This is a genomic window from Bradyrhizobium sp. BR14999 (assembly GCF_056106085.1).
In genome coordinates this window covers 6,336,311-6,360,977 of the sequence record NZ_CM148536.1, presented here as the reverse complement: position 1 = coordinate 6,360,977, position 24,667 = coordinate 6,336,311, and the positions used below count along the sequence as shown (strand labels likewise).

The window sequence follows — 24,667 nt, the reverse complement described above, 5'->3', positions numbered from 1 at the left end:
TTTGTCTGGGAGTGGGACCGCAAAAGGACCTGGTCATGACCGACAGTACCCAGCACGACGCGGCTAGACGCAATCGCCTGCTCGAAGCAGCCCAACAGGAGATGATCAAGTTCGAACGCAAAGAAAACGAGTTCCGCAAGAAGGATCGCGCGGAGAGAGCGGCCGAACTTCAACCGCCGCTGGATAAACTCAATATTCATTGATTGCGAGGCCGATAGTTTGACAGGACTGTCATGGCACGTTTTTAGCTTAGTTGCGCGACCAAGGACCGACGCTGCAGCTCCTCGTCCATCCTCGGCCTAGATCACCAGACGGGCGAGGAGCTTGCCGGGTATGAACCAATCATCGATCAGCCGGTTATCCCGGCATGTATCGCCTTTGGTATTTCGTCGCCTTCCTTACCGTCACTGCGGCCGTTTTTGGTGCCTTGGTTGGGTTCGATAAGTTTCTGGGCAGTTAGCCGAAGGCCGCCCGTTCTTCAGCCTGATAATTCAGCTTCTGACCTGAAGCAGGCTGCAATGGAGGGACAGAGTTTGCTCTGCCCAGTCGGTCCAGAGGTCGACCTGCTCTGCTATTGCGGGCGCGTTGTCAAATTCAATTCCGATGTTCCGGACGATGCTCTCGCTTTTGGTGTGCCCCCAGAAGCCGCCGCGGCTCGCAAACGACATTCTCTCGCGCCTTCAGAACCCACGTCGACCTTCGGACGATCGGCCCGTACTTAGGGCCAATTCGATCAGCGAAAAGGCGCAATTGACCGAAGCGGACCGTCAGAACCGAGCTGCTATTGTCAACCGCACGGCGCGCGGCTCGGCGGGATGAATATGGCGATCGGCGAAACCGCCGATCGGCTCGCCCGGTAGGCGCGACAGGTAATAGTATTCGATTTGATTGGTCTGCGTGTTGAAGAGATTGAGCACGTCGAGCTGCAGCTTCACGCCGTTTTCAAATTGATACCCCGCCCGGGCATTGAAAATCAGCGAGGACAGCGACCGCACGCTGTCATCCTCGATCAGCGGACGCGGGCCGAAATAGCGCGCCTTGAGTGCCCCGAACCAGCCGGTCTCGCTGCCAAAGGTAACTGCGCCACTCGCCACCCACGCCGGCGCACCGGGAATGCGATCGCCTGCGGGATCGAAATCGGTGAAGCGCGCGCGGGTATAGGCAATGTCGAGATCGAACGACAGCCACGGCACCGGCTTGTATTTGTTCGTCCATTCCACGCCGATGCGACGGCTCGGCCGGCTCGGCTCGGTGGTACCGGCATCGCCGACGAACAGCAGTTCCGAGTCGAAATCGAGCACGAACACCGCGACCGAGCTGGTGAGGCCTTCGATCGCCCTGGTGCGGATGCCGAGCTCGGCGCCGCGCGAGCGCACCAGCAGCGGCACGCGCTCGAGCGGCGTCACCTTGTCGTTTGGATCGACTGTGATGGTCGCGCCTCTAATATCATTGCTGTGCAGGCCATAGCCGGCATTGCCAAAGAATTCGGTCTTGAACCAGGGACCGAGCACGATGCCGGTCTTTGGGCTTGCCATCGTCGCCTGCGCATTGCCGGAATTTTGTGGCGTGTCGCTCAGCACGTGTCCGGCAAAGATGTCCTCGCGGACCCCGACGGTCGTGTGCAGCCAGTCGTTCCAGTGCGTGGTGCTGTCCGTCCAGATGCCGACGTTGCCTTCCTGCACGCGATCGTCACGAACGGTCGAGAGCACATTGCGCTGTTCGGTCTTGAACAGGCCGACATGGATGTCGTCGTAGCGGCTCTGCACGCCAACACGGGTTTGCGTCACCAAGCCGCCAAACCGCCAGTCGAAGGCGTGCCGCGCATCGAAACCGCCGAAGGTACGGCGATCGAGCTGGTTGAACTGGTCGCCGTTGACGGGATTGTCGAGGAAGTAAGTGAAATTGTTGAAGAGCTCCAGATCCGAGCGCACGATATAAGCGCTGATCTTGCTCTGCCCATACGCGCTCGACTGCGCCCAATTGCCGGATAGGCTGAAGCGGCTGGAGGTGCCGCCGTCGGTCGGATCGAGTGTGCCGAAACGGCTGATGATGCCCTGGTCGATGGCGCGCTGCGCGACCTGGTCGGTCGAATTCCAGCCGTTGGAATAGGCCATTCCGGTGAGCGTAAATCCGTCGGTGGCGGTGCCTTGGCTATAGCGCAACACGCCGTTGATCTTGCGTACGTCGTCCGGCAACTCCCAAGGGCCATTGTATTTGGTAGCCTCGATCGCCGTGAGCAGCGTGCCGTCGCCGATGGCGGTCGAGCCTGCCGCCAATCCACGGCGATATCCAAAACTGCCAAATGTCATCTCCGCGATATTCTTCGGCAGCTTGTTGAGGTAGTCGATCGCCACTGCACCGGCGGTGCCGAAATCGCCCACATCGGCGAAGTACGGACCCTTGCGGACATTGACCGACTGGATCAGCTCGGGAATGAGGAAATTGATGTCGGCATAGCCCTGCCCATGACCGTGCGTTGGCATGTTGACCGGCATACCATCGACGCTGATGGCGAGATCGGTGCCGTGGTCGAGATTGAAGCCGCGCAGGAAATATTGATTGGCTTTACCCTCCCCGGAATGCTGGGTGACGATCAGGCCGGGCACGGCTTCCAAGGCCTCGCCGACCCGCGCGAACGGCACCGCGTTCACTTCGGCGCCGCTGATCTTCATAGCGCTGACGGCCGTGGGCTGCAGGGCAGCGGTCTTGTCGGACGAATCGCCGGCAGTGACGTCGTTGGCGCCGACTGCGACTGGCAGCTCGGACCGGGCTGCGGTAGCGCGGTGCGTCCCGCGATTTTGGACCCGTTTGGGCCGGGCGACCCGATTGGGCTGCACACCGGCTGCAGTGACGGTGACGGGCGGAAGCTGATTGGAGTTAGCTGTTGTGGCTACTTCGTGCGCCACTGCCGGGAACGCGCACACGACGGACGAAGTGGTGGCGGCAAATATCCGCAACAACAAGGCCCCACGCACTGACACGCCCCCGCACAATACCTGGTACAGTCGATGACCACTGCACGCACCCAAGCCAGCCCACTCACGTAGCAAGCCGGTATGACGATTGAACAACAATGTCATACCTAAAGACCAAGATCGAGCGGGCACCACACCAGCCAATACGCCCCGCTCGCGGGAATCGATGCGCCAGCAAAAGCGGGCGGCTGGCGATGGCTGCGCTTACCGGTTAACTCGTTGCCCGGTGGCTCGGAGCACTCTCTCGCTTCAGGCTAAGGTGTCCGCACCAACGACCGACTCAGGAAGCGAACGCGAGTCCGGTCATCATCAACCCGATTGCGGCGACCCAGCCGCCGAACGCGCGAATTGCGATCGTGCGCCATGCAGTTGGGCCGGCGCTAACCGGTCGCTGGAACGTGAGCGTGAGGGCCATGATCAATGTGGTGACTGCGTAACCCGCACTGGCCAATCCTGCCGCGAACAGCAGCCGATTGGTTTCCGGCTCGAGATTGCTTGCATTCGCCGCGCCACGCGCCGCTGCCAAGGCGAAAACGATGACGCACAAGAGCGTTGCTGGAACTGGCATTGCCGCCGCCAGCAGCAGTCCGACGAGCAGAATCATTGCTGCAGGCAAGGCCGACGACTCGGACGGCACGAATCCGAGGCCCGCAACAAGGGAAAGTCCGGCGAGCAGCCCCAGAGGAAACGCCAGGACAAGCCACCGTCCTTTTGAAGCTCCGAGCGAGCCTCCGAGAATCCCGATCGCCAGCCAAAGGATGATATCATGGAGGTCGGTGAAAGGATGCACGGCACCGACGTAGAAATCGCCAAGTCGCGCAGCAATGACGTGCGCTTCTGATGCGGTTGTGGAGGCAAGCAGGGTGGCAGCCGCAATCCAAACACCGCCGAGCCGAATGTTCATGCGGTGGCTCCGAGACTGTGCACGAGGAAGTAGCATCCGAGCGCCGCAATGACTGCACCGAGAGCCTGAACAACGCGCGCTCCGGCAGGCCACCGCGTCAGGATTCCAATGACAATTCCGCAGAGGTGGAGCATGCCCGTGGCAACGACAAAGCCGATGCCGTAGGCCAGCGGATTGGCCGAACCCGGAAGCTCGACCCCGTGCGCGTGTCCGTGAAAGATCGCGAACACGGCAACCACCGCAGCCGCGACGGAAAACGGCAGCTTCAGACGCATCGCGACCGCGGCACCCAGCGCGAGCGCCGACAGCGCGATCACGATCTCGGGCACCGGCAGCGGAATTTTCAGCACACCCACGACGCCGCCCAGTGCCATCACGAGCGGAAAGGTGATAGGCAGTACCCAGATCGCCGGCGCGCCGAGTTGCGCCCCCCAGATTCCGACTGCGACCATCGCAACCAGATGGTCCATCCCCGTCAATGGATGCAGCAGCCCACTGACCAAGCCGCCCTGCTCGCCGGTTTGCTCGTGCGCGAGTGCGGGGTGTGCGAGGCAGAGCGCGGCAAGCGCAGCCAGGCACGTTATGATGCGCGGTGACATGAGCTTACTCCTTGCTCTCACATGGTCGCGAGCACGCGCGCAAGACGGCCGAAGAACCAGAACATCGAAACGGTACCGATGGCGTAGGCCGGGAGAGCGTCTCCCCAGCGTGGCAAGACGGCGCCGAGCCGGCGATGCGCCCAGATCAACGCGAGCACAAGCAGCACAAAGGCAAGCTGGCCGATCTCCACGCCGACATTGAAAAAGAGCAGCGCCGCCGGCAGGAGACGGCTTTCGAGCCCAAGTCCTGCCAGAGCGCCAGCGAACCCGATGCCATGAACGAGCCCGAACGTAAATGCGACAGCCCACGGATGGCGAGCGGTAAGGCCCATCTCTCCACGCTGTTGCTTAACGATTTCGACTGCGAGGAACGCGATGCTCAATGCGATGCAGGCGTTGAGTGGGCGTTCCGGCACACCGATCAGGCCGAAAGCCGCCGCAGCAAGCGAAGCGCTGTGTCCGATTGTGAAGGCGGTGATCGTTTTCACCAGCCGCCACCCGCCGCCGACGATCCAGATCAGGCCCAACACGAACAACAGATGATCGGCGCCCAAAAGGATGTGATCGATTCCGTAGTTTACATAGCTCTTGGCGAGCTCGATCCAGGTCTGAAGCGTCGGTGCGCCAGTGCCGAGTACGGACACCACTGGATTCGCAGTCGAAATCGTGTAGCTGCGCGGCTCACCTTCGATCGGAATGATCTTGATCAGCACAGCCGACATGTTGGCGCCGAGGTTGGTAATGGTGATCGGGCCGACCAACCCTTTTTGGCCGCAGTTCATTTCGGGCAGCCGGAGGAAGCAATGGGGCGGCACCCGCAGATCGACCCGTCCAGCGCCGATCGACGGCTGCATGGTCCAGCGGCCGACGAACGCACCCGATCGAACCTCGCGGAATTCGAGCACGCCGAGCGTTGCCTCATGCGCGCGGAGCGCGCAGGGTTGCACGAGCACGGCGAGGATGAGCAGCGCCAATCGCAAATACAGGGACGCCATCACTGCTCGTACCGCACCTGATAGGAAGCCTTGAGCCGCTTGACCGCTTCCCAGGCGAGATTGCGCGTTTCTTCCGTCTGCCAAGTCCTGGCGGCCTCATCCCGCACCTTCTCGAGACTAGCAAGCGCTCCTTCACGCCGCGAGTCGAGGCGAACAACGTGCCAACCCTCCTTGGACCGCAACACCTTCCACTGCTCCTGCGGCATGCTCAGCAGCGCATCGCGGAAATCCTCGCCGAAAGATGCGGCCAGGCTTCCGACGGGCCGGGCGAGAATTGCGCGAGTTTGCTGCTGCAACTCCGCTGATTCGTGTTGTTGGACAATGTCCTCGAGCTGACGTTGCGCCGTGGTCTGATCCGTCGGCGGGGTAATGTAAAACGAAACGCGTTCCGGCTCGTCGAAGCGGGCGTGATTTTCGGCAAACCAAGCCTGCAGTTGCTCTTCGGTCGGTTTCGCGATCCGAATCTGATCGAAAATCAGCAACTGCATCTTGAACGCAATTCGGTCGCGGATCATCTCGTCGCCGCGGTCCACGGCAAGCGCCTTGCCCTCGCGGTAAAGGATTTCGCTCGCGATCCAGGCGTCAATCCGTTTCTGAAGCTGGTCGTCGGAAGGCGTGCGTTCTTTATCCTCGTCGAAGTTCTCGACGAAGGATTGGCGCAACGCCTTGGTAACGGTGATCACCTTTTCGTCCTTGGCGGCCGGATGCAAAGCCGCGTCGGCTGCGAAGATCATCCCTCCAAGCAGAGCGAAATGCAGTAGCGGTTCGCGCGATAAGCGCATGAGCGTTGAGATGATAGAGCGCGAATGACGCGTCACGCCCTGCGCAGCTTCCGCGCTCTCATGGTCGGAGCGTCCGGCGTGCAACATCTGAGAGGACTGCACTTCAATCTGTGTCGCTGACATTGACATAAAAGCTTTACAATTCTCAGAGGGTAACTGGCGGCCGCTGACAGCCGACAGAGCTCTCCATCTGTCATCCACAATCGTGTGTCTCGTGCAAGAGAAAATTTGCAGACGGAAGTGTTCGCAGGTGGAAGTGTCTGGGCTTCCGTGGGCGCTCTGCGCGCCAACACAAAAGCTTCACGCAATTGTCTCTGAAGTCTGCTGTTGTCCGGACTGCAGAGAGTGCAATCAAACGCGGCTCGCTACGGCCGCTTGAGATTCCTTTCCTTCCTGCCGTACCGACGAAATTAAATCCGAAGAGGGGCGATAGATGTTTCCATTTACCAAAGCGATTCTGTTGACCGCAGCATCGGCGTCATTGGCGCTAACCCAGAGCGCTGAAGCCCAGCAGTGGGGCAGCGATGGGCACAGGGGCAATCCTTACGTTGCCGGCGACATGCACAATCACAACACCTGCACGGATGGTTCGGTGTCCGCGGGCTATGCGATCGACCGCGCGGTCGGAAGGGGCGTCGCGGCCGGCGGTGGCAACAACTTCGATCTCGACTGGTTCACTCTCGGCAATCACGGCGGTTCGGGTAACCGCGACTGCCGCTTCAGCGACACGAGCGCCAACCTTCCGGGCGACACCACGAGGACGTGGAATCAGACGCTCGGCCAAACCATCGATGGCATCACGATTACCAGCCTGAAGGGCACGCCAAACGGCACCGGCAGCGATGCGAAGATGTGGCGCTGGCAGTCGATCCGGGAGGTCGAATACCCGATCATCGTCAATCGTACGCCGATGTACAACAAGGTGCTGATCGAGGGTCTCGAGTGGATCGCGCCCGGCCACGAGCACGTCGACGTGGCGGTCATTGCCGGCCAGCACCCGAGGGGCCACGGCAGTGCCGACAAGATGGCGGAATTCGAATATCGCTTCGACCGCGCCGATACCGACGCGATCGGTCTCGTGGACGGCGAAAACCAGCTCTGGCCGGGTAAGGACAACGTCAACAATACGGGCACGGCCGGCCACCAGAAGGCGCTGGAAGGCATCAAGTGGTTGCAGGCGAATTATCCGCTGCAATCCTATGTCATTCCCACCCACACCGAGCGCCAGGGACCGTTCAGTCCGACGGGCACCAAAGGCTACAACATCGAGCACTTCCGCAGTTTCAACAATGCCGGACCGACCGTCGCGTTCGGCATCGAGTCGCCCGGTCACTTTGCCGAGGGCGGACTCAGCGGCGGATCCGGATCTTACGGGAGCGGTGCGGTTGGCGGCGGCACATACGGCATGGCGGGCATTTACACCGCGAAGGTAGGCGGACTCTGGGATGGTCTGCTGGGGGAAGGTCGCAACTTCTTCGTCTATGTAAGCTCCGACTGGCATAACCGCGGCGCGGGCGGCGCGCGCGATTCGTTCACGACAGCCGATTTTATTCCCGGCGAGTACACCAAACTGTACGTTCCGAATGCCGGACATCACTCGGCGCAATCGGTCATCGACGGCATGCGTTCGGGCAACTCTTACTCGGTTAACGCCGAGCTTATCGGTCCCGATCTGGTGTTCCGTGCCCGAGCACGTGGCGAGGAATGGAAGGGCATGGGCGAAACGCTGGTCGTGAGGCCGGGCGATCGAGTGACGCTCGAGATGGCGATGACCATCCCCCCCAAGAACAACAGCCCCTACAGCTTCAACAATCCTCTGCTGGTGCCGGTGGGGATCAAGCAGCCGCTCGACAAGCCGGCGGTCGACCATGTCGATCTGATCACGGGGGACATCACCGGCGTGATTGCACCGGATGCTCCGGGGTATGCGGTTCCGAATGCGGCGGGCACGGCCGGTGCGTCGATTGTGTACAATCCGTCGGCGAAGATCGCGCAGCAGATCAATGCGACGCAGATGCATCGCGAACACGGTCGGGATGGTTCGGTCCGGCTGCGGTTCACGACGACGTTCACCGCTGGCCAGACTCCCTTCTATATCCGCGCACGCGGAACCAATATTCCGGTTGGCACCCCGAATGTCTCGGACTCGGCAGGCAATCCGCTGCTCGACGCCAACAATGCGCAGGTGAGCTGCACCGACCCGGCCTGCCCGGCACATTTGGAAGCGGTGAATGGCGTCAAGAAAGTGACCCACGACGTTCAGGCCTACTCGAACGTATGGTTCTACGCCAATCCCATCTTCGTCCGTCCGGAGGGCTCGCCCAAGCTGCTGGTCGAAACGAACGCTGATTTGGCGCGCAGGCTGTCGCGTCGGGCCGATAACGGCCACGACGAGGGACACCACGACGGCCATCAATAACGGTACAACGAGGTCGTCCGGCGGGAAGCTACAGCTTTCCCGCCGGAACCTTTGATTGCGAAATGTGCCACTCTTGCTTGCGAATTAGTGTCTGCGCGCTGTGCCTTGTCATTGGCGCCAGCTGCGGCACGGCCGCTGCGGCCGACGTTGCGCCCGCCTCGGACGAACCCACGCTGGAAGATTGCAAGGCTGCGGTCGGCGAGGCGCGCACCTTGGCCGCAGACTTGCCCCCGGACAATCTCTCCCGCTACTTTGCCGAGCGTCACCTGCAGCAAGCCCTGGTTGAAGCCGGCAATGGTGAATTCGACGAGTGCCTGGAGATGGCCGCGCGTGCTGTTGAACAGGTCCGCGAACGACGCCATGACGTCCCGCCCGGCGAAAAGCTGAAAGTGCTCAAGCCCGACGAATAGGGGAGGGCTTCGCAAATCATCCTTGCCGTCATCGCAGTGTCATCTTTGATCGCGCATTGTCGGGTCCGCCCCAAGAACAGGTAGATTTGCGAAATGGATCAGATCGAGCCGCTTTTCCCGATCCCCTTGTTGCGTTCGCCGCGACTGCTGCCGCAGGTGCTGAACGAAGCCGCCGTCGCAGCAATCCGCAATGCGCGCATTGAGAATAATCTGCGCTCTGACCAGCTGTTCCATACGCAGGTGGCCGATCCGCGCGACAACAGTCTGTTCCGCGAGATCGCTGAGCTGACCATCCCGAAGCTGGTGGAGTTCGGCTACCTCCTGTTCGGCGAGAAGCTGCGCTGGACGGTCAAGGAGATGTGGACGAACATGCTGGAAAACGGCGGCAGTCAGGCACTGCATTCGCATGCCAACAGTTTTGTTTCCGGCATATTGTACCTTACGCCATCGCATCCGGCCTGCAAGACGGTTTTCGTGCGGCCACCCGGTGGATTTGATTTCTCCTTTCGCCACCACACGCGAACCGCTGCCATTGGACCATTCAATGCCGGCAAATACGTATTGCCGGAAGCCGAGCCGGGCGATCTCGTCCTATTCCCCAGCTATCTGTATCACGAGGTGCCAAGAAACCAGGGCGAACAGCGCATCACCATCGCGTTCAACGCTATTCCCGACAGTCTGGATTGCTGGGGCTATCGCATCAACTTTGCACCTTGAGCCGGAGTTCGCTCCAGCGGGACGGCATGGTCACCGCCGGCCCTGATGCGCCAGCAGCTCCCGCGCCTCGATGCGTGAGGGCGCCGCCTTCTCGATTTCATGGAGCAGGTGCGTCGCCGCCGCCGGATCGGAGGCCATCAGCGATCGCGCCATCGCGATCAGCGGGCGGTAGGCGGGCTCGAACTCCGGGCTAAGACGCACCGCGTTCAGCAATCCCGGAGCTGCTGCCGTGATCAGCGCCGCGCCGCGAGGATCTCCCGGCAGCGTTGCGCCGGCCTCGAGGAAGCGATCGCGCGCGCGCCAATACGCGAGCAGGCGCGGGCCTAGCGCGTCACGTATCGACAAAGGCAAGAGCTCGGCCGGATCGGGCTGCATCACCTGGATCACTGCAAGCAGCAATTTCCACGGTGGCTCGCTCAAGGCTTTTACGTTGCGGTTTGCGTCGAATGTGACGAACGGACGATCGTCGGTGTTCCGAGGTCCCGAGCCGGCGAAGGCAGACAGCGCGCGTGATCCTCCGAGATATTGGCCAAGCAAATCCATGTCGGTCTCAAATCCGATCTGTCGCGCCATGGATGCGATGGACGATTCGGCGAGCCTCTGATCAAGCGTATCCAGGTCGGGGCCGCCGCCGCCGCCGCGAGGGCCAATCAGGGCGAGCATCGGCGTGCGCACGCTGTAGTGGTTGAGCCATGCCGATCCAGCCGGATAGACCTCCAGGAACGAGCGCACGATGGCGCGCAAGGATGGCAAATCGAGCTGATAGAGCGGAAGCCATTGGCAGAATACGCCCTCGGGGGCCAATCTGTTTCGTATCGCGGCGAAATGTTCAGTCGTGTAGAGCGCGCCGCTCCCGTCCAGCGCCGGATGAAACAGATCCGCCACGATGACGTCGTAGTGACGGCTGTCCGCCGCGACATGGCGGCGCGCATCGGCAACCGTGATTCGAGGCGCCGGACCTTTGAGGGTCGGATCGGCGAACCAGGGAAGCAGCTCGACGACCTCCTTCGACAGTTCGACGCCGTGCACCGAAAGTCCCGGCACCTGCGCTCCCCCGGCCAGGGTGGCGCCCGTGCCGATGCCAAGGAACAAGGCGTGATGCGGGGCCGGATGTAGGAGCAGCGGTAAGACCGCCTGCCGATAGTCCGACCGTGCTGAACTGGTACCACCCATGCGGAAACGGCCGTTCACTTCCAGATATCGGGCGCCGGAAGCATCATCGACAACGCTCGCCGTGACCATCGGACCTTCCCTGACAGCCAGCAGCGCGCCACCACCCGGCACCCGTGTGAGGGACGGGTGAGGGAGCAGCAGCAGGATCACCGCGAACGTCGCTGGTAGCGCCGACCACATCAGTGCTGCGCGGCGCAGTGGGATCAGCAACAAATAGCCGAGCGCGACCGCAATCAGCGCCGTCCATGCGCCAAGGGCAGGAATGATCAAGATTGCCGCCAGCATAGGCGCCATTGCCGCGCCAATGCTGTTGACGCCAACTGCCCATCCCAGCGACCCCCGTTGTTCGCGCACCCGCTCTGCCAACAGACCGAACAACGCGCCCATTGCGGCCGATGGCGCCAGGAACAGCGCGGCCGCAACCGCGAGTTCTCCGACGACACCCCACGCGAGCAGGCTGTCCGTGACGCGGGCGATCGACGGCATGAACAAGGCGGTCAGCAGGCAGGTGAGCGCGGTGCCTGCAAGGAGCAACCCGAGGCTTGCGTCATCGACACGGTTGCCCGCGCGTTGCCAGGCCAAGCTGCCAGCCGCGGTGCCGAGCAGATAAGCCGCGAGCAACCCCGCAAAAGTATAGATCGTATCCTGCAGTACCTGCGCCGCGAGCCTGACGACAAGTACTTCGAAGCCAATTCCGAGCACACCGGTTGCAAGCAGGGTGAGTGTTAGGCGCGACTCCAATGCCATCCGTTCGGATCGTTGCACGGCTTGCAAGGGCATTTCAGTATTCCGCACGCCGAGCATGAGCGCACCCAGGGCACACAGCGCATTCATGCCGGCGAGACAGGCGAGCGTCACGGAAAAGCCCAAAGCCGGCAGCAGGGCGAACGTGGAAACCAACGTTCCGGCCACGGCACCGGCGGTGTTTGCTCCATAGACGGCGGCGGTTACCCGGGAGCCGTGGCGGGCCTCCCTCACCATGCGCTCGAGCGCGGTCAATGTCCCGCCCATGGCTGCGGTTGCTGGGAGCAGAATCAAAGTCGGCAGTCCAAAGCTAGCCGCCCACAGCAGCGCTGGCGCCGGCTCTGGGCCGAGAAGCGGCGCCAAGGAGCGGCCAGCCGCAGGTAACAGCCATATGCAGAGCAATCCCCATATTCCGATGATAGCTTCCAACACCGCATAGGCCGTTCGCGGCGACCTGGTGCGGCGGATCGGCCGGTCCAGCACGAAGGCGCCAAGCGCAAGCCCGCCGAAGAAGCCGGCGATCGCGCCCAACACCGCCATCATCTCGGTGCCGAGCGCAAGGCTCAGCTGGCGCGTCCACACAATCTCATAGCCAAGGCCCGCGAAGCCGGAGGGGGCGACGATCGACATCAGAACCCAGCCTGAACTGATCGATGAATGATCCCGGGCGTCAGCCGAGGGCGGCGCGAAGTCGGCCGAGGAAAGTGTCGCGCCGTTGTCGGGATTGGATTGCATCGTCATTCCAGGCGAGGAGATATCTGCGACCGCGTTGTTGTCCATTCATCACCTGTCGGACGGGTAGGGACCATGATGGCTCAACCGAGACTGCTCGCGGTTCGAGCTTTTCGCGCTCACCGGCATCTATCGAAGCTTGTCACGTTTTTGCAATGTGACGGCAAGGTCAGGGGCGACCAGCTGCGAAACGGAGCGCCAGATGCTGTCCCTCCGCGATCTGATCCTGCGACATTTTCGAGGCGACCGCGTTGCGCAGCCGCAGGTAATAGTCGCGATCGCGTTTCGGCGCCCGCGCGGCGGCAAGGTTCAGCCATTTATACGCCAGTACGAAATCCTGTGGCACGCCGTGGCCCTTGTCATAGAGCAGGCCGAGCATGGCCTGTGCGAACGGATTTCCGCGGAGCGCGGCCTGACAATACATATCAGCAGCGGCATCATAGGCCTGCGGCACGCCGAAGCCGTTCTCCGACATGAAGCCCAGGAAGGCCTGCGCCCTCGAGTTGCCATTCAGCGCAAGCGGCATCAACAGATTGACCGCACGGACATGATCTCCCCGCACGTAAGCTGTGTTGGCGCGGGCAAGCGCATCGGCACGCGCCGGAGCCGTCCCCGCCGAGCAACAGGCGATAACGATGAGGCTCGCCGCGAAGCGGCGCGGGCGCGCGAGCCCGAATGCCCTAGCGTACCGTCGGGACCCGCAGATCATCGGTGCTCGCTCCCACGCTGCCCCGCAATTTCGACCGCAATTCCTCCGCTACCTGGTGAGCGTCGAGGCTGTCGCGGATGATCTGGGGGCGGATGAAGATGATCAATTCGGTGCGCGTTCCCTTCTTGCCCTGATGCGAGAAGGCGTCGCCGATTCCCGGAATCTGATCCAGCAGCGGAATGCCGTTGCGGTCGCCGTTCTGCTGCTCGCTGATCAGCCCTGCGAGCAAAACCGTCTGTCCCGTGGCCACCGAGATCGAGCTCTTGACCCGGCGTTGGGATACGGTCGGCGTCAGACTCGCAGCGGTCGCAGGCGAGACGTTGCTGATCTCCTGCTCGACCTCGAGCCTGACATTGCCGTTGACGTTGATGCGCGGGGATACGCGGAGAATGATGCCGGTGTTTCGATAGTCGATCGTATTGACGACTGTATTGTTCGTGGTCAGCACCGTGGCGCTGCCGGTCGAGATCGGCACGACATCGCCGACCTGAAGCGTTGCGGCCTGGTTGTTGATAACGACCAGCGACGGATTGGACAGTACTTTCACGCTGGTAACGGAATGCAGCGCGTCGAGAATAGCGCTCGGCTGCGCCTCTGAACCGACCAGGAAGTTGAACCCGGGAAAGGCGCGGTTGATAAAAGCGTTGGTGACGGCACCCGCGACCGAGCTCGTTGTCGTGCCCGGCGCCTGGGTGGATTGGGTGTTCAGAACGGAGCCCTTGTCCGGCCGCAGGCCGAAATCACGGCTGGTCAGGTACAACTGCACCCCATAGTTCAACTCGTTGTTGAGCGTGACTTCCGCGATCGTGGCATCAATCGCGACCTGCAGAGCGGGACGATCGATCTGCTGCAGGGTGGCTTCGATGATCTTGTAGTTGCCCTGATCGGCATAGATCAGAAGGGTGTTGTTGACGGTGTCAGGCGTGATGCGTACGCCCGGCATCAGCGGTTGTCCTGTGCTGCCGGTGCTTCGGGAATCGAGCGCGCTGCCATTGGGTGAATTCCCGTTCGCCTGCTGCGGTTGGCCGAACCCTTGCGGTGTGGCCCCGCTCATGCCGGTGGACGGGCGCGAGGCGAAGCCGCCGGTTGAAGTGGGGGAGTTCGCGTTCAGCGACAGGCGGTCGGCCGGGCTGGACGTCGTCGTTGACCCCGATCCCGGCGCGAGCTGATTGTCGGCGCTTTCGAGCGAGGCCGATGACCCGCCGACAAACATCTCCGTCAGCACCTGCGCAATCTGGCGGGCCTCGCCATATTTGACGCGGTAAACGTGCACGCTGGTGCGCGCGGTATCCGCTTGGTCGAGCCGTTTGATCCAGGTCGCAGCCGTGCGCAGAAGCGCGGGCTTCCGGCTGACGACCATGATGGCATTGAGCCGGCTGATCGGTTGCAGCTTGACGAGGCTTTGGCTGAGCCCGGCTTCGCCGGAATCCATGATCTTTTCCAGTTCGGAGATGATCGGTTCCGGCGCACTGTTGCTGACCGGGAAGATGCCGACGGATTGGCCGCGCATCCAGTCGACGTCGAAGCTCATGGCGGTTTCGACAGCGGTGCGGCGCTCGCCGCCAGTGCCCTGAATCAGAAGGAGATTTCGCGTTGCATCTGCGCGGACCATGCCAGGCTTGGTGGCAAAGCTGTCCATCAGCTTCAGTATGGTCGGTGCCGACACGTATTGTAGAGGCACGATCGAGACGCCATAGCCCGGCTCGGCACTGGCGACCTGCGCGTCCATCTGTCCGGACCCGACGGCATCGCCAAGTGGCGTCAGCCGATATCCGGCCGTGTCGCGGACCAGCACGACGCCCGAGAGCCGCAACGCATTTTCGAGTACAAAGACGATGTCTGACTTTGCGACGGGGCGAACAGAAACCAGTGTCACCGTGCCCTGCACGCGTGGGTCGATCGTGTAGCCGGTATTGAGGATGTCGCCCAGGACAACTTTTGCAACGGTCGCAATCGGTGTCGTTTCGAAATTGAGGTCGTAGCCGTTGCCGGTCGCCGGCCGTTGCGCGCGTACTTCCGCGACATCGGAGATGATCGTCCCCTCATAGACGGCGGCGCGGCTGCGTTCGCCGGCATTGGTCTGCACGGCGTTCACGTTCTGGGTCTGCCGGGGCAGAATGTCTAGCGAGCGCACCTTGTCGAGCACGTCGACTTCCGCCGGCGGCGGAGCTCCGACGCTCACGAAATTGCACGATGACAGTACAGCTGCGGCGCAAAGTATCAATGCCGCCACGCAGATGCTGCGCGCAATCATCCGGGATCGGCCCTGATTGCCGATACGCACCATACCTTCGCCGATCCCACTCTTGAACATGCGGGTCTCGGACCGTGCCGTCGCCGATCCGGACCAGTACGCATCCCTTAAGCGGGAAATATGACAGTAATGTTTACCAGGCTGATGCGACCACTCTTGGTATGAGTTGTCCACGATGTCCGCGGCTTCGTACAGGTGTCACATTGGGGGTCAATAACTCTATCTCCGGCGATCATTGGCAGCGCTGGCGCCTCTTTATTCTTATTCGCTCACGCCAGGAGTCTGACTGGAAACAGGCATGACCGGTCATTACTCATCGCATTTCGTCGAGCATCTTCGCCGGGCTCGGCACCTGAAAATGCCTCAGGCACAAGAGGCTGAGCAGGAGAGCGGGGGCCGCCACCCGGGCGACGGTCAGCAAGCCAGCTTGCCCTCCGGCGCACAGGTCAAGCTTTGGGAGGCTACCGATCTGTCGGCCGGCGAATTCGCCGACGAGGCGGCTCGTTTTTTTGGCCTCAAACGCGTGACGCTGCAGGACTTGCTGGCATCCACGCCACTGACCGCCGCGTTCTCGCAGCGGTTTCTTCGGGAAACGCTGGTCTATCCCTATCGGACGACGGAAGACAGCGTTGAGCTCGCCATGGCCGATCCGGGCGATCAGGCGGCAAGGCGGGCAGCCGAAATCGTGCTGGGTCCCGACCTTCAGATTACCGCAGCCTCATTCGAAGATCTCGGTATTGTCCTGGACCGACAGCTTTCGGACGAGGTTCTGAGCGGCCGGGATGAGGCGGGCAGTCTTCGCCAGCTGCGCGAGGATGACATCGAGAGCCTGCGCGATCTCGCAAGCGGCGCCCCCGTCGTGCGCGCGGTCAATGACCTGCTCGAAAAGGCCATCGAGCTCAGGGCGAGCGATATCCACATCGAGCCGTTTCTGGCTGGCCTTGTGGTCCGGCTGAGGATCGACGGCATGCTGCGGCCCATTGCGGCTCCCACTGGCGTGCTGCCGCAAGCTGTGATCTCGCGTATCAAGATAATCGCTAGCCTCAATATTGCCGAACGCCGCCTGCCGCAGGACGGCGCCGCGCGCCTGCGCGTCAGCCGCGGTGACATCGATATCCGTGTGGCGATCATGCCTACCCAGCACGGCGAGTCCGCCGTGATCCGCATCCTGCCGAAAGATCGCGGGCTGCTGGTGATCGATAAGCTCGGTTTCGCGCCGACCGACGAAGCCAAGCTGAGGCGACTTTTGAAGCTGCCCCATGGCATGGTCGTTATCACCGGACCGACCGGCAGCGGCAAGACCACAACGCTCGCCACTATCTTGTCGGTACTGAATGAGCCGATCCGCAAAATTCTGACGATCGAGGATCCGGTCGAATATGAAATCCCGGGTGTCAATCAGTCGCAGGTAAAGCCTGTGATCGGGTTGACCTTTGCGAACGCACTGCGCTCTTTCGTGCGCCAGGACCCCGACGTCATCATGGTCGGTGAGGTGCGCGACTCCGAAACTGCACATGTCGCTGTCCATGCGGCGCTGACGGGGCACCTCGTTCTCACGACCCTGCACACCGAAACGGCAGCTGCGGCGGTACCACGCCTGCTCGACCTCGGCGTCGAAGGGTATTTGTTGCGCTCGACCTTGCGGGCGGTCATCGCGCAACGTCTTGTTCGCCAGCTCTGCGATCGCTGCAAAGCGCCGATCGTCTTGAGCGGGGATGACCTCGCCGAAGATCCACGGCTTGTCTCGCTTGGCTTCAAGGAAGGCGAGACGATTCATCAACCGCGCGGGTGCGAACGCTGCGCCGGCCTAGGCTATCGTGGTCGGCTCGGAGTGTTCGAGATCCTCGAGCTCGATAACGAGCTGCGCGAACTGATCGGAGACAACGCTGACGGACTCAGGATCGATCAGGCTGCCATTCGCGCCGGCATGACCACGATGCTCGACGACGGAATCGCCAAGTGCCGCGCTGGAGTGACCTCGCCTGCGGAAATCCTGCGCGTTACGACCGTGAGATAGCTCGTGCCAAATTTCCGCTACCGAGCACTGACGCAAACCGGCGAATTGGTAAACGGCACGATCTCGGCGCCGACTGCCGCTGAGGTCGCGGCCCGGATCGAGTATCTTCGCTTGCTGCCGATCGAAACCGTCGAGGAGAAGCGCATCGCCTCGTCCGGAGGCTGGGGTCGGTTCAACAAGCCGAGCGCGGCGGAAGTGACGACCTTCACCCGCGATCTTGCGCTGTTGCTGAAAGCGGGCGCGCGCCTCGACGATGCGCTTGAACTGCTCGCGAGCGACGCCGATGTCGGCCGCCTCCGGCCGGTGGTGGGCAAGCTGCGGGGTGCGCTGCTGAGCGGGGAGAGCCTGGCTGATGCGGTGGCGACGCACCCCGCGCTGTTTCCGCGGATGTATGTCGCGCTGGTGCGGGTGGGTGAACTGTCGGGTACGTTGGATCAGGTCCTGGAGATGCTCGGTACCGAGCGCGCGCGCGCCGAACAGATGCGCCGCAGGCTTGCCGATGCCATGCAATATCCGCTCTTCGTGCTGATTGCAGCCATCGGCGTCATGCTGTTCTTCATGTTGTTCGTGCTCCCGCAATTTTCCAGCGTGCTGCAGGACTTCGGCAGCAGGTCGGACTCTGCGCTCGGCATGTTTATCTCGATTTCGGAGTTCATGCGCGCGAACGGCACGGCGCTAATGCTGGCGAGCGCAGCCCTGGTTGCCGCGGCGTGGACTCTGCTGCGTCGACCAGGGACGAGAACCGGCGTCATCGGCGGCCTGGCGCGAATGCCGGGCATCGCCGGCATCTTCGGCTATTACCGGACGAGCCTCTTCTGTCGCAATCTCGGCGTCCTGCTCGGCAGCGGCGTCAGCCTGACCGCGAGCCTGCGCATCCTGGTCGACATCATGGCGGTGACCGGAGAGGTCGACGCGTGGAGCGAGGCCGCCGACCGCGTGCGGCACGGCGGCAAACTGTCCGAAGCGCTTTCGGCTTCGATGAGCCTGCCGCCGATGGCACTTCGCATGCTGCGGCTCGGCGAGGAAACCGGCCAGTTGCCGACGCTCGCCGGTCGCGTGGCGGAATTTTACGAAGCCAAACTGCAGCGCAGCCTCGACCGCATCGTCGGCATCATCGGGCCGCTGGCAATCGTGACAATCAGCGCCGTTGTCGGCGGGCTGATTGTCTCCGTGATGACAGCCCTTCTGTCGGTCACGCAACTCGTCGGATGAATGTGAGGACTAGTCGCCATGTCGAAGCAGCCTTCGGTCAGAATTGCGCAGTGTGCCATTGGGGATGCGCGCAGGCACGGCGAGCAGGGCTTCACGCTGGTCGAGATGCTTGTCGTCATCACCATCATCGGCTTGATCATGGGCCTGATCGGCCCACGGGTGCTGAATTATCTGAGCGAGTCCAAGGTCAAGGCGGCGAAGATCCAGATGCAGAGCTTTGCCAGCGCGCTCGACCTGTTCAATCTCGACACCGGCCGCTACCCGTCAACCGCGGAAGGGCTGACCGCCCTGGTGCGCCGGACGCCCGGTGTTGCCGCCTGGAACGGTCCTTACCTGAAGGGCAGCGTAGTTCCGAACGATCCATGGAATCACCCCTACGTCTACCGCGCGCCGGGTGAGCACAGCGCCTACGACATCATCTCCTACGGCTCCGACGGCCAGGAAGGAGGCAGCGCTGCCGCCGCGGATATCTCGCTGAACAACATGACGAGCGCGAGCAATGAATGATACGCCGCAACGTGGCTTTACGCTGCTCGAAATGGTGTGTGTCATTGCACTGATCGCGATGCTCGCTTCCGTGCTGATGCCGTTTGTGCCCCGTCACACCTCGCGCTCTCGCCTGCAGGCCTACGCGCTGGAAACGGCAACCTTGCTCAAAGGCGATCGAAATGCCGCAGTGGCACGCGGCGCCAATGTTGCGACGACGGTCGACGCGCCCTCCCGCGCGATCCGATCCGGCGCATCCGGCAGGATCATCCGGGTTCCCGATGACGTTCGTCTCGACGCGCTGCTGCCGCAGACCTGTCGCCAGCGGCCTGCGCTTTCGACCATCAGCTTCTTTGCCGACGGCATGTCCTGTGGTGGCACGATCGCACTCGCGCGGCTCGACACGGCTTATGAAATTCGCGTCAACTGGCTGACCGGAAGAATCGAAATTGTCTCCCGCTCCAAAATCGCCAATTGACCGGAATGAGGCCGGCTTCACCATCATCGAGGTGCTGATCGCGCTTGCGGTCGTTGCTGGCAGCATCATGGCGATCGGATCGGTCATGTCGACCAACGCCCGGAGCGTGCGGGCGCTGGAGGATCACTTGGCGTTGATGCAAACCGCGCAGACCGTATTGGCGACGGCCATTCCGCCGCGCAAGGACATCAGTCCCGGCAGCTTGTCCGGCCAGCTCCGCAACTACCGTTGGCAGGTCGATGTCAGCCCGCTTGCCGGCGGCTGGGAGGCCAACGACGAGCGGGTGGCCTGGATACCCGAACTGGTCAGGATTCGCGTCCGCGCAGCCAGCGGGGCGACGGTCGACATCGAAACCGTGCGCTTGATACCGAGGCCGCAGCATCGAACATGAGCAGGAATACAGAGAGCGGCCAATCGGGATTTTCGCTGATCGAGGCGCTGGTGGCACTTGCACTGACCGGGCTCATACTCTCGGCGCTTGCGAACATCACGGCACAGTGGCTGCCGAACTGGAATCGCGGCATCGACCGCGTTCAAGAGACCGAGCAGGTCGGCATCGCCATTCAGCGGATCGCTGGCGATCTTGCGGCCGCCGAATTCGTGCCGGCCAGCCGCGAGCTGCCGCGGCCGCTGTTCGACGGCTCGGCATTCGCGCTCACCTTCGTGCGCACGGCGCTCGGTCCCAACAGCGGCATCGGGCTCGACGTCGTGCGGATCGGGGAAGCCGACGATCGGGGCCGGATGGTGACCGTGCGCTCCCGCGCGCCCTTCGGGCCATTGCCGGCCGGCGCGTCGCCGTCTGAGCAGATACATCTGTCCGATCCGGTGGTGCTGCTGCGCTCTCCGTTGCGCCTGTCTTTCTCTTACGCCGGTCCGGATCGCGTTTTCCGGGACAGCTGGAAGGGGCAGGAAAAGTTGCCGGTCACGATCATGCTGACGATACGCGATGGCGCGACCGGGCGGATGTTGTCAGCTTCCTCGGTGGCGCCGGTCCACATCGATGCAGCGGCAGGCGATGCGGACGATGCGGTCAAGGAAAGCGCGGATGAGGGGGCGAAGAACAATGGCGGCGCCAGTAGCGCCGGAAGAAAGCAGGACGGATCGTGACGGGGTTGGCCGGGCACAGCGCAGGGCGTTCCTCCCAGCAAGGGTTCGTGCTGGTGGCCGTGCTATGGCTAGTGGCAGCACTTGCCGCGCTTGCGATGATCTTCTCGGCCTACCTGTCAAGCTCGGCGCGCGCGCTTTCGCTCAACGACGTTGCCTTGCAGACGGAGGCGCTGGTATCTGCAAGCGCTGAACTGACAGCCTATCGATTGCAGCTCGGCGCCGAAGAGGCGCGTCCGATGCAAGGCGCCTTTCGCATGCGGCTGAATGGCGCCGATCTCGCGGTATCTTTTATTGCGGAGACCTCCCGCGTCGATCTCAACAGAGCGCCCAAGGAACTGCTCGAGGGGCTTCTCTCCGCGCTTGGTGCGGCGGCCGAGGATGCTCGCGAGGGCGCTGAGCGCATCGTCGCCTGGCGGAGCCGCGCGACGGCGCAGACCGCCGCAAATGAAGAAGCGCTCTATCGCGCCGCGGGCCGCGCCTACTCGCCGCGTCAGGCGCCCTTCGCGCATGTCAATGAGCTCGGCCTGGTGCTCGGTCTGGCCCCGGCACTCGTGCAGCGTGCGCTGCCCTTTGTCACCGTGTTTAGCGGCGCGGAGGGCATCGACGCAACCATTGCGGCGCCGGAAGTGATAGCGGCCTTGCCCGGCATGACGCCGCTGATCCTCAAACAATTTCTCAGTGAGCGTGCGCAAATCGGAAGTGACCGCAGCGCCATCGCGGCAGCGCTTGGCCCGGCCAGGGCGAGCGCTAACGCAGAAAAGAGCAAGGCCTATCGCATCCTGACTTTAATCCGCTTTCCCAACGGCCGCCACACGGCCTCTGAGATGGTGATCAGGTTGGGTGGCGACACGGAGCTCTATCGAGTGCTGTCGTGGCAAGGCGATGTGAGCTCGCAAGCCTACAGAAAGCTGTGACCGATGATTTCGGAACTCAAGGAGTTGTTTGCGACGTGGATGGCAGCTGTGGCGGCCGCAATCGATGCGGTCGGTGCGAAGCTTGTGCGACGGCGGCAGATCGTCTTGATCGAGGGGCAGGGGAACGGCTTCACCGCGCGGGTCACTTCGACGGGAACGGGCGCGAGCCTGCCTGAGCTGTCGTTCCGGCTGGTGCAGAACCGTCCCGAACCTGCTGTGCCGCCTGAGTGGGCAGCCGCGCTACGTGGCAGCCAACTCGATATCGTGATGAGGCGGGATCACGTGCTGGTCCGTCCGCTCGATTTCCCAAAACAGGCGGCGGATTTTCTTGACGGCATGATCCGGACGCAGATCGATCGTCTGACGCCATGGACCGCGAGCGACGCCGTGTTCGGCACCAGTCCGCCGGCCCCGCTCGCGAATGAACGGATCGGACTGATGTTGGCGGCAACGTCAAGACAAAAGATCGAGCCGCTGGTTAGACTGGCCGGCGATCTCCGCGTTTCATCCGTGGCTGGTCTGGTCGACCTCCACGAGGCGGAAAGCGAGGGGACGCGCATCAGGCTGTTCGAGGCTCAGCCGAGCGGCGCCGGCCGCACGGTCGATGTGCCCAGGCTATTGCGGCTCGGGTTGGGCCTCGCGGCAGCAGGGGCGGCGGCCTCGCTTATTGTGTCCACCTATGTCGGTGGCATGCTCGACGCGGAGCAGCACGAGCTGCAGCAACACATCGCGCAACGTCGCGCCGCCTTGCGGATCAACCAAACGGGCGGATCGGCGGAGACATTGCTTGCCAAGCTCAAGCAGACGACCCCATCGAGTGTGGTGGTGCTCGAGGCAGTATCGCGTGTGTTGCCGGATACCACCTATGTGACCGAGCTGCGGGTCGAAGGCGACAAGATGCAGGTGGTCGGAATGACGCAGGATGCACCGTCATTGATCCGGTTGATCGAGCAGTCGCCGCACTTCACCCGCGCCACTTTCTTTGCGCCGACCACGCGAGGCCAAAGCGATCCGGGTGAACGCTTCCACATCGAGGCTCGCATGACGCCTTACTTCGGGGACGGCTCATGAATCAGACAGCAACCTTGCTGAAATTGTTGTCCAGACCGTTCCCCGCAGCAGCACTCTACTTCACAATCGCGGCTCTGTTGGTGTTCGTGATTGCAAGCTCGATGGCCGATTTGCTTGGTGAGCGCGCCGAAGTCGCGGCATCGGCAGCGATGCTCGAACAACTCGAAGGACGACGGCCTATGTCCGCGCGCGCCCTGGATGCCGCCGCTGCGGCGCGATCCGGCTCGCCATTCCTTGAAGGTACGACCGTGACGATTGCAGGCGCCGCGCTCTTGCAGCGCGTCACTGCTGCGGTGACCAGGCTCGGCGGTAACGTGTTATCTTCCCAGGTCGACCTGAAGGGCACGAAGGCCGATTTCTTGTCCATGATCGCAAGCTGCGAGATTGATCAGCCTGGCCTGCAGCAATTGCTGTACGATCTGGAGGCCGGCATGCCGTTCCTGTTCGTCGATCAGCTGGTCGTGCAATCGCCGTCCAGTTTCTCTGGTTCCGGCGAAGGAAAGTTGCGGGTGTTGCTCGCTGTCTCTGGCCAGTGGCGAGGTAGTAAATGAAAAAGCACGCCGCGACGGGACCACATTCGCTTTGCGCCACCTTGTTGCTGGCGTCTGCGCTCGCCGTCCCAGGCTTGGCTTTGGCGTTGCCGACGGATTTTTCCGGCGCTGATGCCCCCGGTCCGGGCCGCACGGGAATAGTCTCCGATCCGTCACCCTGGGATAATCACGCCACTCCCGGAGCTGTGGTCACGCCCATGATGCCCACCCAGGTCCCCTCAGCACCAGAACGTGCGGTGAGCGCTAATCCGCTGTGGGCGATCCCGCTCACCTCCTTGTCGAACACGCGCGAGCGGCCGGTCTTTTCGCCGTCGCGGCGACCACCGCCGCCAGCGGTTGCCGCGGTGCCGGCGACAAGACCGCCACCGCCGCCGCCCAAGCCGCCGCCGATGGAGCGTCCGCCACTATCGTTGGTGGGCACGATCGCCGGCGATGATCAGAGTTTTGCGATTTTTGTCGATCATACCACCAGGGCGGCTATGCGCCTCAGGCTAGGCGAGGAGTATCAGGGCTGGAAGCTGCGCTCAGTGCACGGCCGCGAGGTCACGCTCGTGCGCGACGAGCAGAGCGCAACGCTGAACCTGCCGCAGCCCGGGACCGGACCGGCCGCACCTGCCCGTGTCCAAGCTGAGAGCACGATTGCGCAGGGAAGCCAAAAGCCGCCGGACCGAGCCGAACAGGACTAATCAATCCAGTCGGCCTGCTGAAGCGCGAGCGTGAACACCAGGCCAAAAACAAGAAAAGGACCGAATGGAAGCGACGTCTGCCGTGTCATGGTTTTGCCCGCGAACTGCATCGCACCAGCCGCCGCGAGTGCGGACAACGACGCAATAAGGAGCTGCGTCGGAACGCCCACAATGCCGATCCAGATGGTGGACGCAGCAAGCAGCTTGACGTCGCCGAGACCAAGCCCCTGAACTTGCCGAAGCATGAAATAAAATCGACGCAGCAGCCATATGACCGCGCCAACGATGACAGCTTGCGCGGCGGCGCTGAATGCAGCGGTCCCGCCATTGAGGATCGCGCTCCTGACAAACCCGGCCACCGCAAGCGCAAGATTTAGCCAGTTGGGAATAATGCCGCGCCGCAGGTCGATCCATGCAAGCCCAGCGCCTGCGATGCCAAGGAAGGCGAAGCTGACGGCTGTGATCATGGGAAAAAGATTGCAAAGAGGTGCGAGAGGCCTTCCCCGACCGAGTGCGGGGCATGAGACTTCACGCAGGATTTGACTTGGTCGTCAATGCGTTTTTCCATCCGGCCGCAATTATATTCGAACAGCCGAATTTGTTGCGCACCTTGCCAGCTCGCGGCGGCGTCGCCGCCACTTACGCACATCGCCTGAACGTCACATGCGCGTTAGGCGAGCCCGTTAATCATTGCCTCTCGTTCCCGACAAATCCACGTAGTCGCGCAGCGAA

The 24,667-nt window shown here is 62.5% G+C and carries 24 protein-coding genes; 14 read left to right on the top strand and 10 right to left on the bottom strand.

Annotated elements, in window-relative coordinates; translation table 11 throughout:
• Positions 1 to 35: 35 nt before the first annotated feature.
• Positions 36 to 203, top strand: coding sequence for a hypothetical protein (locus ACR9YP_RS29865; protein WP_438109375.1), 168 nt, complete (start codon positions 36 to 38; stop codon positions 201 to 203).
• A gap of 564 nt (positions 204 to 767) precedes the next feature.
• Here ACR9YP_RS29865 and ACR9YP_RS29860 read toward each other — a convergent pair.
• From ACR9YP_RS29860 to ACR9YP_RS29840, 5 genes are all read right to left on the bottom strand, one after another.
• Entirely contained in the window at positions 768 to 3,110 is a 2,343-nt protein-coding gene (locus ACR9YP_RS29860) for a TonB-dependent receptor (RefSeq protein ID WP_474221150.1), read from the bottom strand.
• Positions 3,111 to 3,255: 145 nt separating this feature from the next.
• A complete protein-coding gene (locus tag ACR9YP_RS29855; protein WP_438109374.1) occupies positions 3,256 to 3,879 on the bottom strand; it encodes a HupE/UreJ family protein in 624 nt (207 codons plus the stop codon).
• Complete coding sequence (locus tag ACR9YP_RS29850; protein ID WP_438109373.1) at positions 3,876 to 4,478, bottom strand: HupE/UreJ family protein; 603 nt, start codon at positions 4,476 to 4,478, stop codon at positions 3,876 to 3,878. Before ACR9YP_RS29850 ends, ACR9YP_RS29855 begins: the two co-directional genes overlap by 4 nt.
• Positions 4,479 to 4,495: 17 nt before the next feature.
• Positions 4,496 to 5,473: a HupE/UreJ family protein gene (locus tag ACR9YP_RS29845; protein ID WP_438109372.1), complete on the bottom strand. Its 978-nt coding sequence runs from the start codon at positions 5,471 to 5,473 to the stop codon at positions 4,496 to 4,498.
• Positions 5,473 to 6,342, bottom strand: a complete 870-nt coding sequence (locus ACR9YP_RS29840) for a peptidyl-prolyl cis-trans isomerase (protein ID WP_474217728.1) — start codon at positions 6,340 to 6,342, stop codon at positions 5,473 to 5,475. Before ACR9YP_RS29840 ends, ACR9YP_RS29845 begins: the two co-directional genes overlap by 1 nt.
• Before the next feature lie 346 nt (positions 6,343 to 6,688).
• Between ACR9YP_RS29840 and ACR9YP_RS29835 the strand changes: the two genes are divergently transcribed.
• The 3 genes from ACR9YP_RS29835 to ACR9YP_RS29825 all read left to right on the top strand — a co-directional run bounded on the left by ACR9YP_RS29835 (position 6,689) and on the right by ACR9YP_RS29825 (position 9,801).
• On the top strand, positions 6,689 to 8,674 hold the full coding sequence (locus ACR9YP_RS29835; protein WP_474217727.1) for a hypothetical protein: 1,986 nt from the start codon (positions 6,689 to 6,691) through the stop codon (positions 8,672 to 8,674).
• Positions 8,675 to 8,751: 77 nt separating this feature from the next.
• A complete protein-coding gene (locus ACR9YP_RS29830; RefSeq protein ID WP_474217726.1) occupies positions 8,752 to 9,084 on the top strand; it encodes a hypothetical protein in 333 nt (110 codons plus the stop codon).
• A 93-nt stretch (positions 9,085 to 9,177) separates the two neighbouring features.
• The gene (locus ACR9YP_RS29825) at positions 9,178 to 9,801 is read left to right on the top strand and encodes a putative 2OG-Fe(II) oxygenase (protein ID WP_370986647.1); all 624 of its coding nucleotides are present in this window, start codon (positions 9,178 to 9,180) and stop codon (positions 9,799 to 9,801) included.
• A gap of 30 nt (positions 9,802 to 9,831) precedes the next feature.
• Here ACR9YP_RS29825 and ACR9YP_RS29820 read toward each other — a convergent pair whose 3' ends face one another.
• The 3 genes from ACR9YP_RS29820 to gspD form a co-directional block, all read right to left on the bottom strand.
• Positions 9,832 to 12,498, bottom strand: coding sequence for a spermine/spermidine synthase domain-containing protein (locus tag ACR9YP_RS29820; protein ID WP_474217725.1), 2,667 nt, complete (start codon positions 12,496 to 12,498; stop codon positions 9,832 to 9,834).
• Positions 12,499 to 12,619: 121 nt separating this feature from the next.
• Positions 12,620 to 13,159, bottom strand: a complete 540-nt coding sequence (locus tag ACR9YP_RS29815) for a tetratricopeptide repeat protein (RefSeq protein WP_438109368.1) — start codon at positions 13,157 to 13,159, stop codon at positions 12,620 to 12,622.
• Positions 13,131 to 15,446 (bottom strand): type II secretion system secretin GspD, encoded by a 2,316-nt coding sequence (gspD, locus tag ACR9YP_RS29810; RefSeq protein WP_474221149.1) that lies wholly within the window; start codon positions 15,444 to 15,446, stop codon positions 13,131 to 13,133. Before gspD ends, ACR9YP_RS29815 begins: the two co-directional genes overlap by 29 nt.
• A 265-nt stretch (positions 15,447 to 15,711) precedes the next feature.
• Here gspD and ACR9YP_RS29805 point away from each other — a divergent pair, with 265 nt between their 5' ends.
• The 9 genes from ACR9YP_RS29805 to gspM are packed head-to-tail and all read left to right on the top strand — an operon-like array spanning position 15,712 to position 23,249.
• The gene (locus tag ACR9YP_RS29805; protein WP_474217724.1) at positions 15,712 to 17,430 is read left to right on the top strand and encodes a GspE/PulE family protein; all 1,719 of its coding nucleotides are present in this window, start codon (positions 15,712 to 15,714) and stop codon (positions 17,428 to 17,430) included.
• Between the two features lie 3 nt (positions 17,431 to 17,433).
• Positions 17,434 to 18,642, top strand: a complete 1,209-nt coding sequence (locus ACR9YP_RS29800) for a type II secretion system F family protein (protein ID WP_474217723.1) — start codon at positions 17,434 to 17,436, stop codon at positions 18,640 to 18,642.
• A gap of 18 nt (positions 18,643 to 18,660) precedes the next feature.
• Positions 18,661 to 19,149 carry a type II secretion system major pseudopilin GspG gene (gspG, locus tag ACR9YP_RS29795; protein ID WP_438109366.1) on the top strand — a complete coding sequence of 163 codons (489 nt, stop codon included), beginning with the start codon at positions 18,661 to 18,663 and terminating at the stop codon, positions 19,147 to 19,149.
• Positions 19,142 to 19,606: a pilus assembly FimT family protein gene (locus tag ACR9YP_RS29790; RefSeq protein ID WP_438109365.1), complete on the top strand. Its 465-nt coding sequence runs from the start codon at positions 19,142 to 19,144 to the stop codon at positions 19,604 to 19,606. The genes gspG and ACR9YP_RS29790 overlap by 8 nt, the downstream gene beginning before the upstream one ends.
• Complete coding sequence (locus ACR9YP_RS29785; RefSeq protein ID WP_438109364.1) at positions 19,578 to 19,997, top strand: PulJ/GspJ family protein; 420 nt, start codon at positions 19,578 to 19,580, stop codon at positions 19,995 to 19,997. Before ACR9YP_RS29790 ends, ACR9YP_RS29785 begins: the two co-directional genes overlap by 29 nt.
• Before the next feature lie 50 nt (positions 19,998 to 20,047).
• Complete coding sequence (locus tag ACR9YP_RS29780) at positions 20,048 to 20,713, top strand: hypothetical protein (RefSeq protein ID WP_474217722.1); 666 nt, start codon at positions 20,048 to 20,050, stop codon at positions 20,711 to 20,713.
• A 47-nt stretch (positions 20,714 to 20,760) separates the two neighbouring features.
• Positions 20,761 to 21,627 carry a type II secretion system minor pseudopilin gene (locus tag ACR9YP_RS29775; RefSeq protein ID WP_438109362.1) on the top strand — a complete coding sequence of 289 codons (867 nt, stop codon included), beginning with the start codon at positions 20,761 to 20,763 and terminating at the stop codon, positions 21,625 to 21,627.
• Positions 21,628 to 21,666: 39 nt separating this feature from the next.
• Entirely contained in the window at positions 21,667 to 22,698 is a 1,032-nt protein-coding gene (locus tag ACR9YP_RS29770; protein WP_474217721.1) for a PilN domain-containing protein, read from the top strand.
• Positions 22,695 to 23,249: a type II secretion system protein GspM gene (gene gspM / locus ACR9YP_RS29765; protein ID WP_438109360.1), complete on the top strand. Its 555-nt coding sequence runs from the start codon at positions 22,695 to 22,697 to the stop codon at positions 23,247 to 23,249. The genes ACR9YP_RS29770 and gspM overlap by 4 nt, the downstream gene beginning before the upstream one ends.
• A 166-nt stretch (positions 23,250 to 23,415) precedes the next feature.
• On the opposite strand, the gene ACR9YP_RS29760 is transcribed toward gspM, so the two are convergent.
• Positions 23,416 to 23,670 carry a hypothetical protein gene (locus tag ACR9YP_RS29760; protein WP_438109359.1) on the bottom strand — a complete coding sequence of 85 codons (255 nt, stop codon included), beginning with the start codon at positions 23,668 to 23,670 and terminating at the stop codon, positions 23,416 to 23,418.
• Between ACR9YP_RS29760 and ACR9YP_RS29755 the strand changes: the two genes are divergently transcribed.
• Positions 23,660 to 23,935 carry a hypothetical protein gene (locus tag ACR9YP_RS29755; protein ID WP_474217720.1) on the top strand — a complete coding sequence of 92 codons (276 nt, stop codon included), beginning with the start codon at positions 23,660 to 23,662 and terminating at the stop codon, positions 23,933 to 23,935. The two genes, ACR9YP_RS29760 and ACR9YP_RS29755, sit on opposite strands and share 11 nt — an antisense overlap.
• Here the strand turns inward: ACR9YP_RS29755 and ACR9YP_RS29750 are convergent.
• Positions 23,932 to 24,402 (bottom strand): prepilin peptidase, encoded by a 471-nt coding sequence (locus tag ACR9YP_RS29750; RefSeq protein WP_438109357.1) that lies wholly within the window; start codon positions 24,400 to 24,402, stop codon positions 23,932 to 23,934. The genes ACR9YP_RS29755 and ACR9YP_RS29750 overlap by 4 nt on opposite strands.
• Positions 24,403 to 24,667 lie beyond the last annotated feature (265 nt).

Coding starts and splice junctions, on each gene's coding strand:
- ACR9YP_RS29865 (WP_438109375.1), top strand. CDS start 36: ATGACCGACAGTACCCAGCACGACGCGGCTAGACGCAATCGCCTGCTC.
- ACR9YP_RS29855 (WP_438109374.1), bottom strand. CDS start 3,879: ATGAACATTCGGCTCGGCGGTGTTTGGATTGCGGCTGCCACCCTGCTT.
- ACR9YP_RS29850 (WP_438109373.1), bottom strand. CDS start 4,478: ATGTCACCGCGCATCATAACGTGCCTGGCTGCGCTTGCCGCGCTCTGC.
- ACR9YP_RS29845 (WP_438109372.1), bottom strand. CDS start 5,473: ATGGCGTCCCTGTATTTGCGATTGGCGCTGCTCATCCTCGCCGTGCTC.
- ACR9YP_RS29840 (WP_474217728.1), bottom strand. CDS start 6,342: ATGTTGCACGCCGGACGCTCCGACCATGAGAGCGCGGAAGCTGCGCAG.
- ACR9YP_RS29835 (WP_474217727.1), top strand. CDS start 6,689: ATGTTTCCATTTACCAAAGCGATTCTGTTGACCGCAGCATCGGCGTCA.
- ACR9YP_RS29825 (WP_370986647.1), top strand. CDS start 9,178: ATGGATCAGATCGAGCCGCTTTTCCCGATCCCCTTGTTGCGTTCGCCG.
- ACR9YP_RS29820 (WP_474217725.1), bottom strand. CDS start 12,498: ATGGACAACAACGCGGTCGCAGATATCTCCTCGCCTGGAATGACGATG.
- ACR9YP_RS29815 (WP_438109368.1), bottom strand. CDS start 13,159: ATGATCTGCGGGTCCCGACGGTACGCTAGGGCATTCGGGCTCGCGCGC.
- gspD (WP_474221149.1), bottom strand. CDS start 15,446: ATGGTGCGTATCGGCAATCAGGGCCGATCCCGGATGATTGCGCGCAGC.
- ACR9YP_RS29805 (WP_474217724.1), top strand. CDS start 15,712: ATGACCGGTCATTACTCATCGCATTTCGTCGAGCATCTTCGCCGGGCT.
- gspG (WP_438109366.1), top strand. CDS start 18,661: ATGTCGAAGCAGCCTTCGGTCAGAATTGCGCAGTGTGCCATTGGGGAT.
- ACR9YP_RS29790 (WP_438109365.1), top strand. CDS start 19,142: ATGAATGATACGCCGCAACGTGGCTTTACGCTGCTCGAAATGGTGTGT.
- ACR9YP_RS29770 (WP_474217721.1), top strand. CDS start 21,667: ATGGCAGCTGTGGCGGCCGCAATCGATGCGGTCGGTGCGAAGCTTGTG.
- gspM (WP_438109360.1), top strand. CDS start 22,695: ATGAATCAGACAGCAACCTTGCTGAAATTGTTGTCCAGACCGTTCCCC.
- ACR9YP_RS29750 (WP_438109357.1), bottom strand. CDS start 24,402: ATGATCACAGCCGTCAGCTTCGCCTTCCTTGGCATCGCAGGCGCTGGG.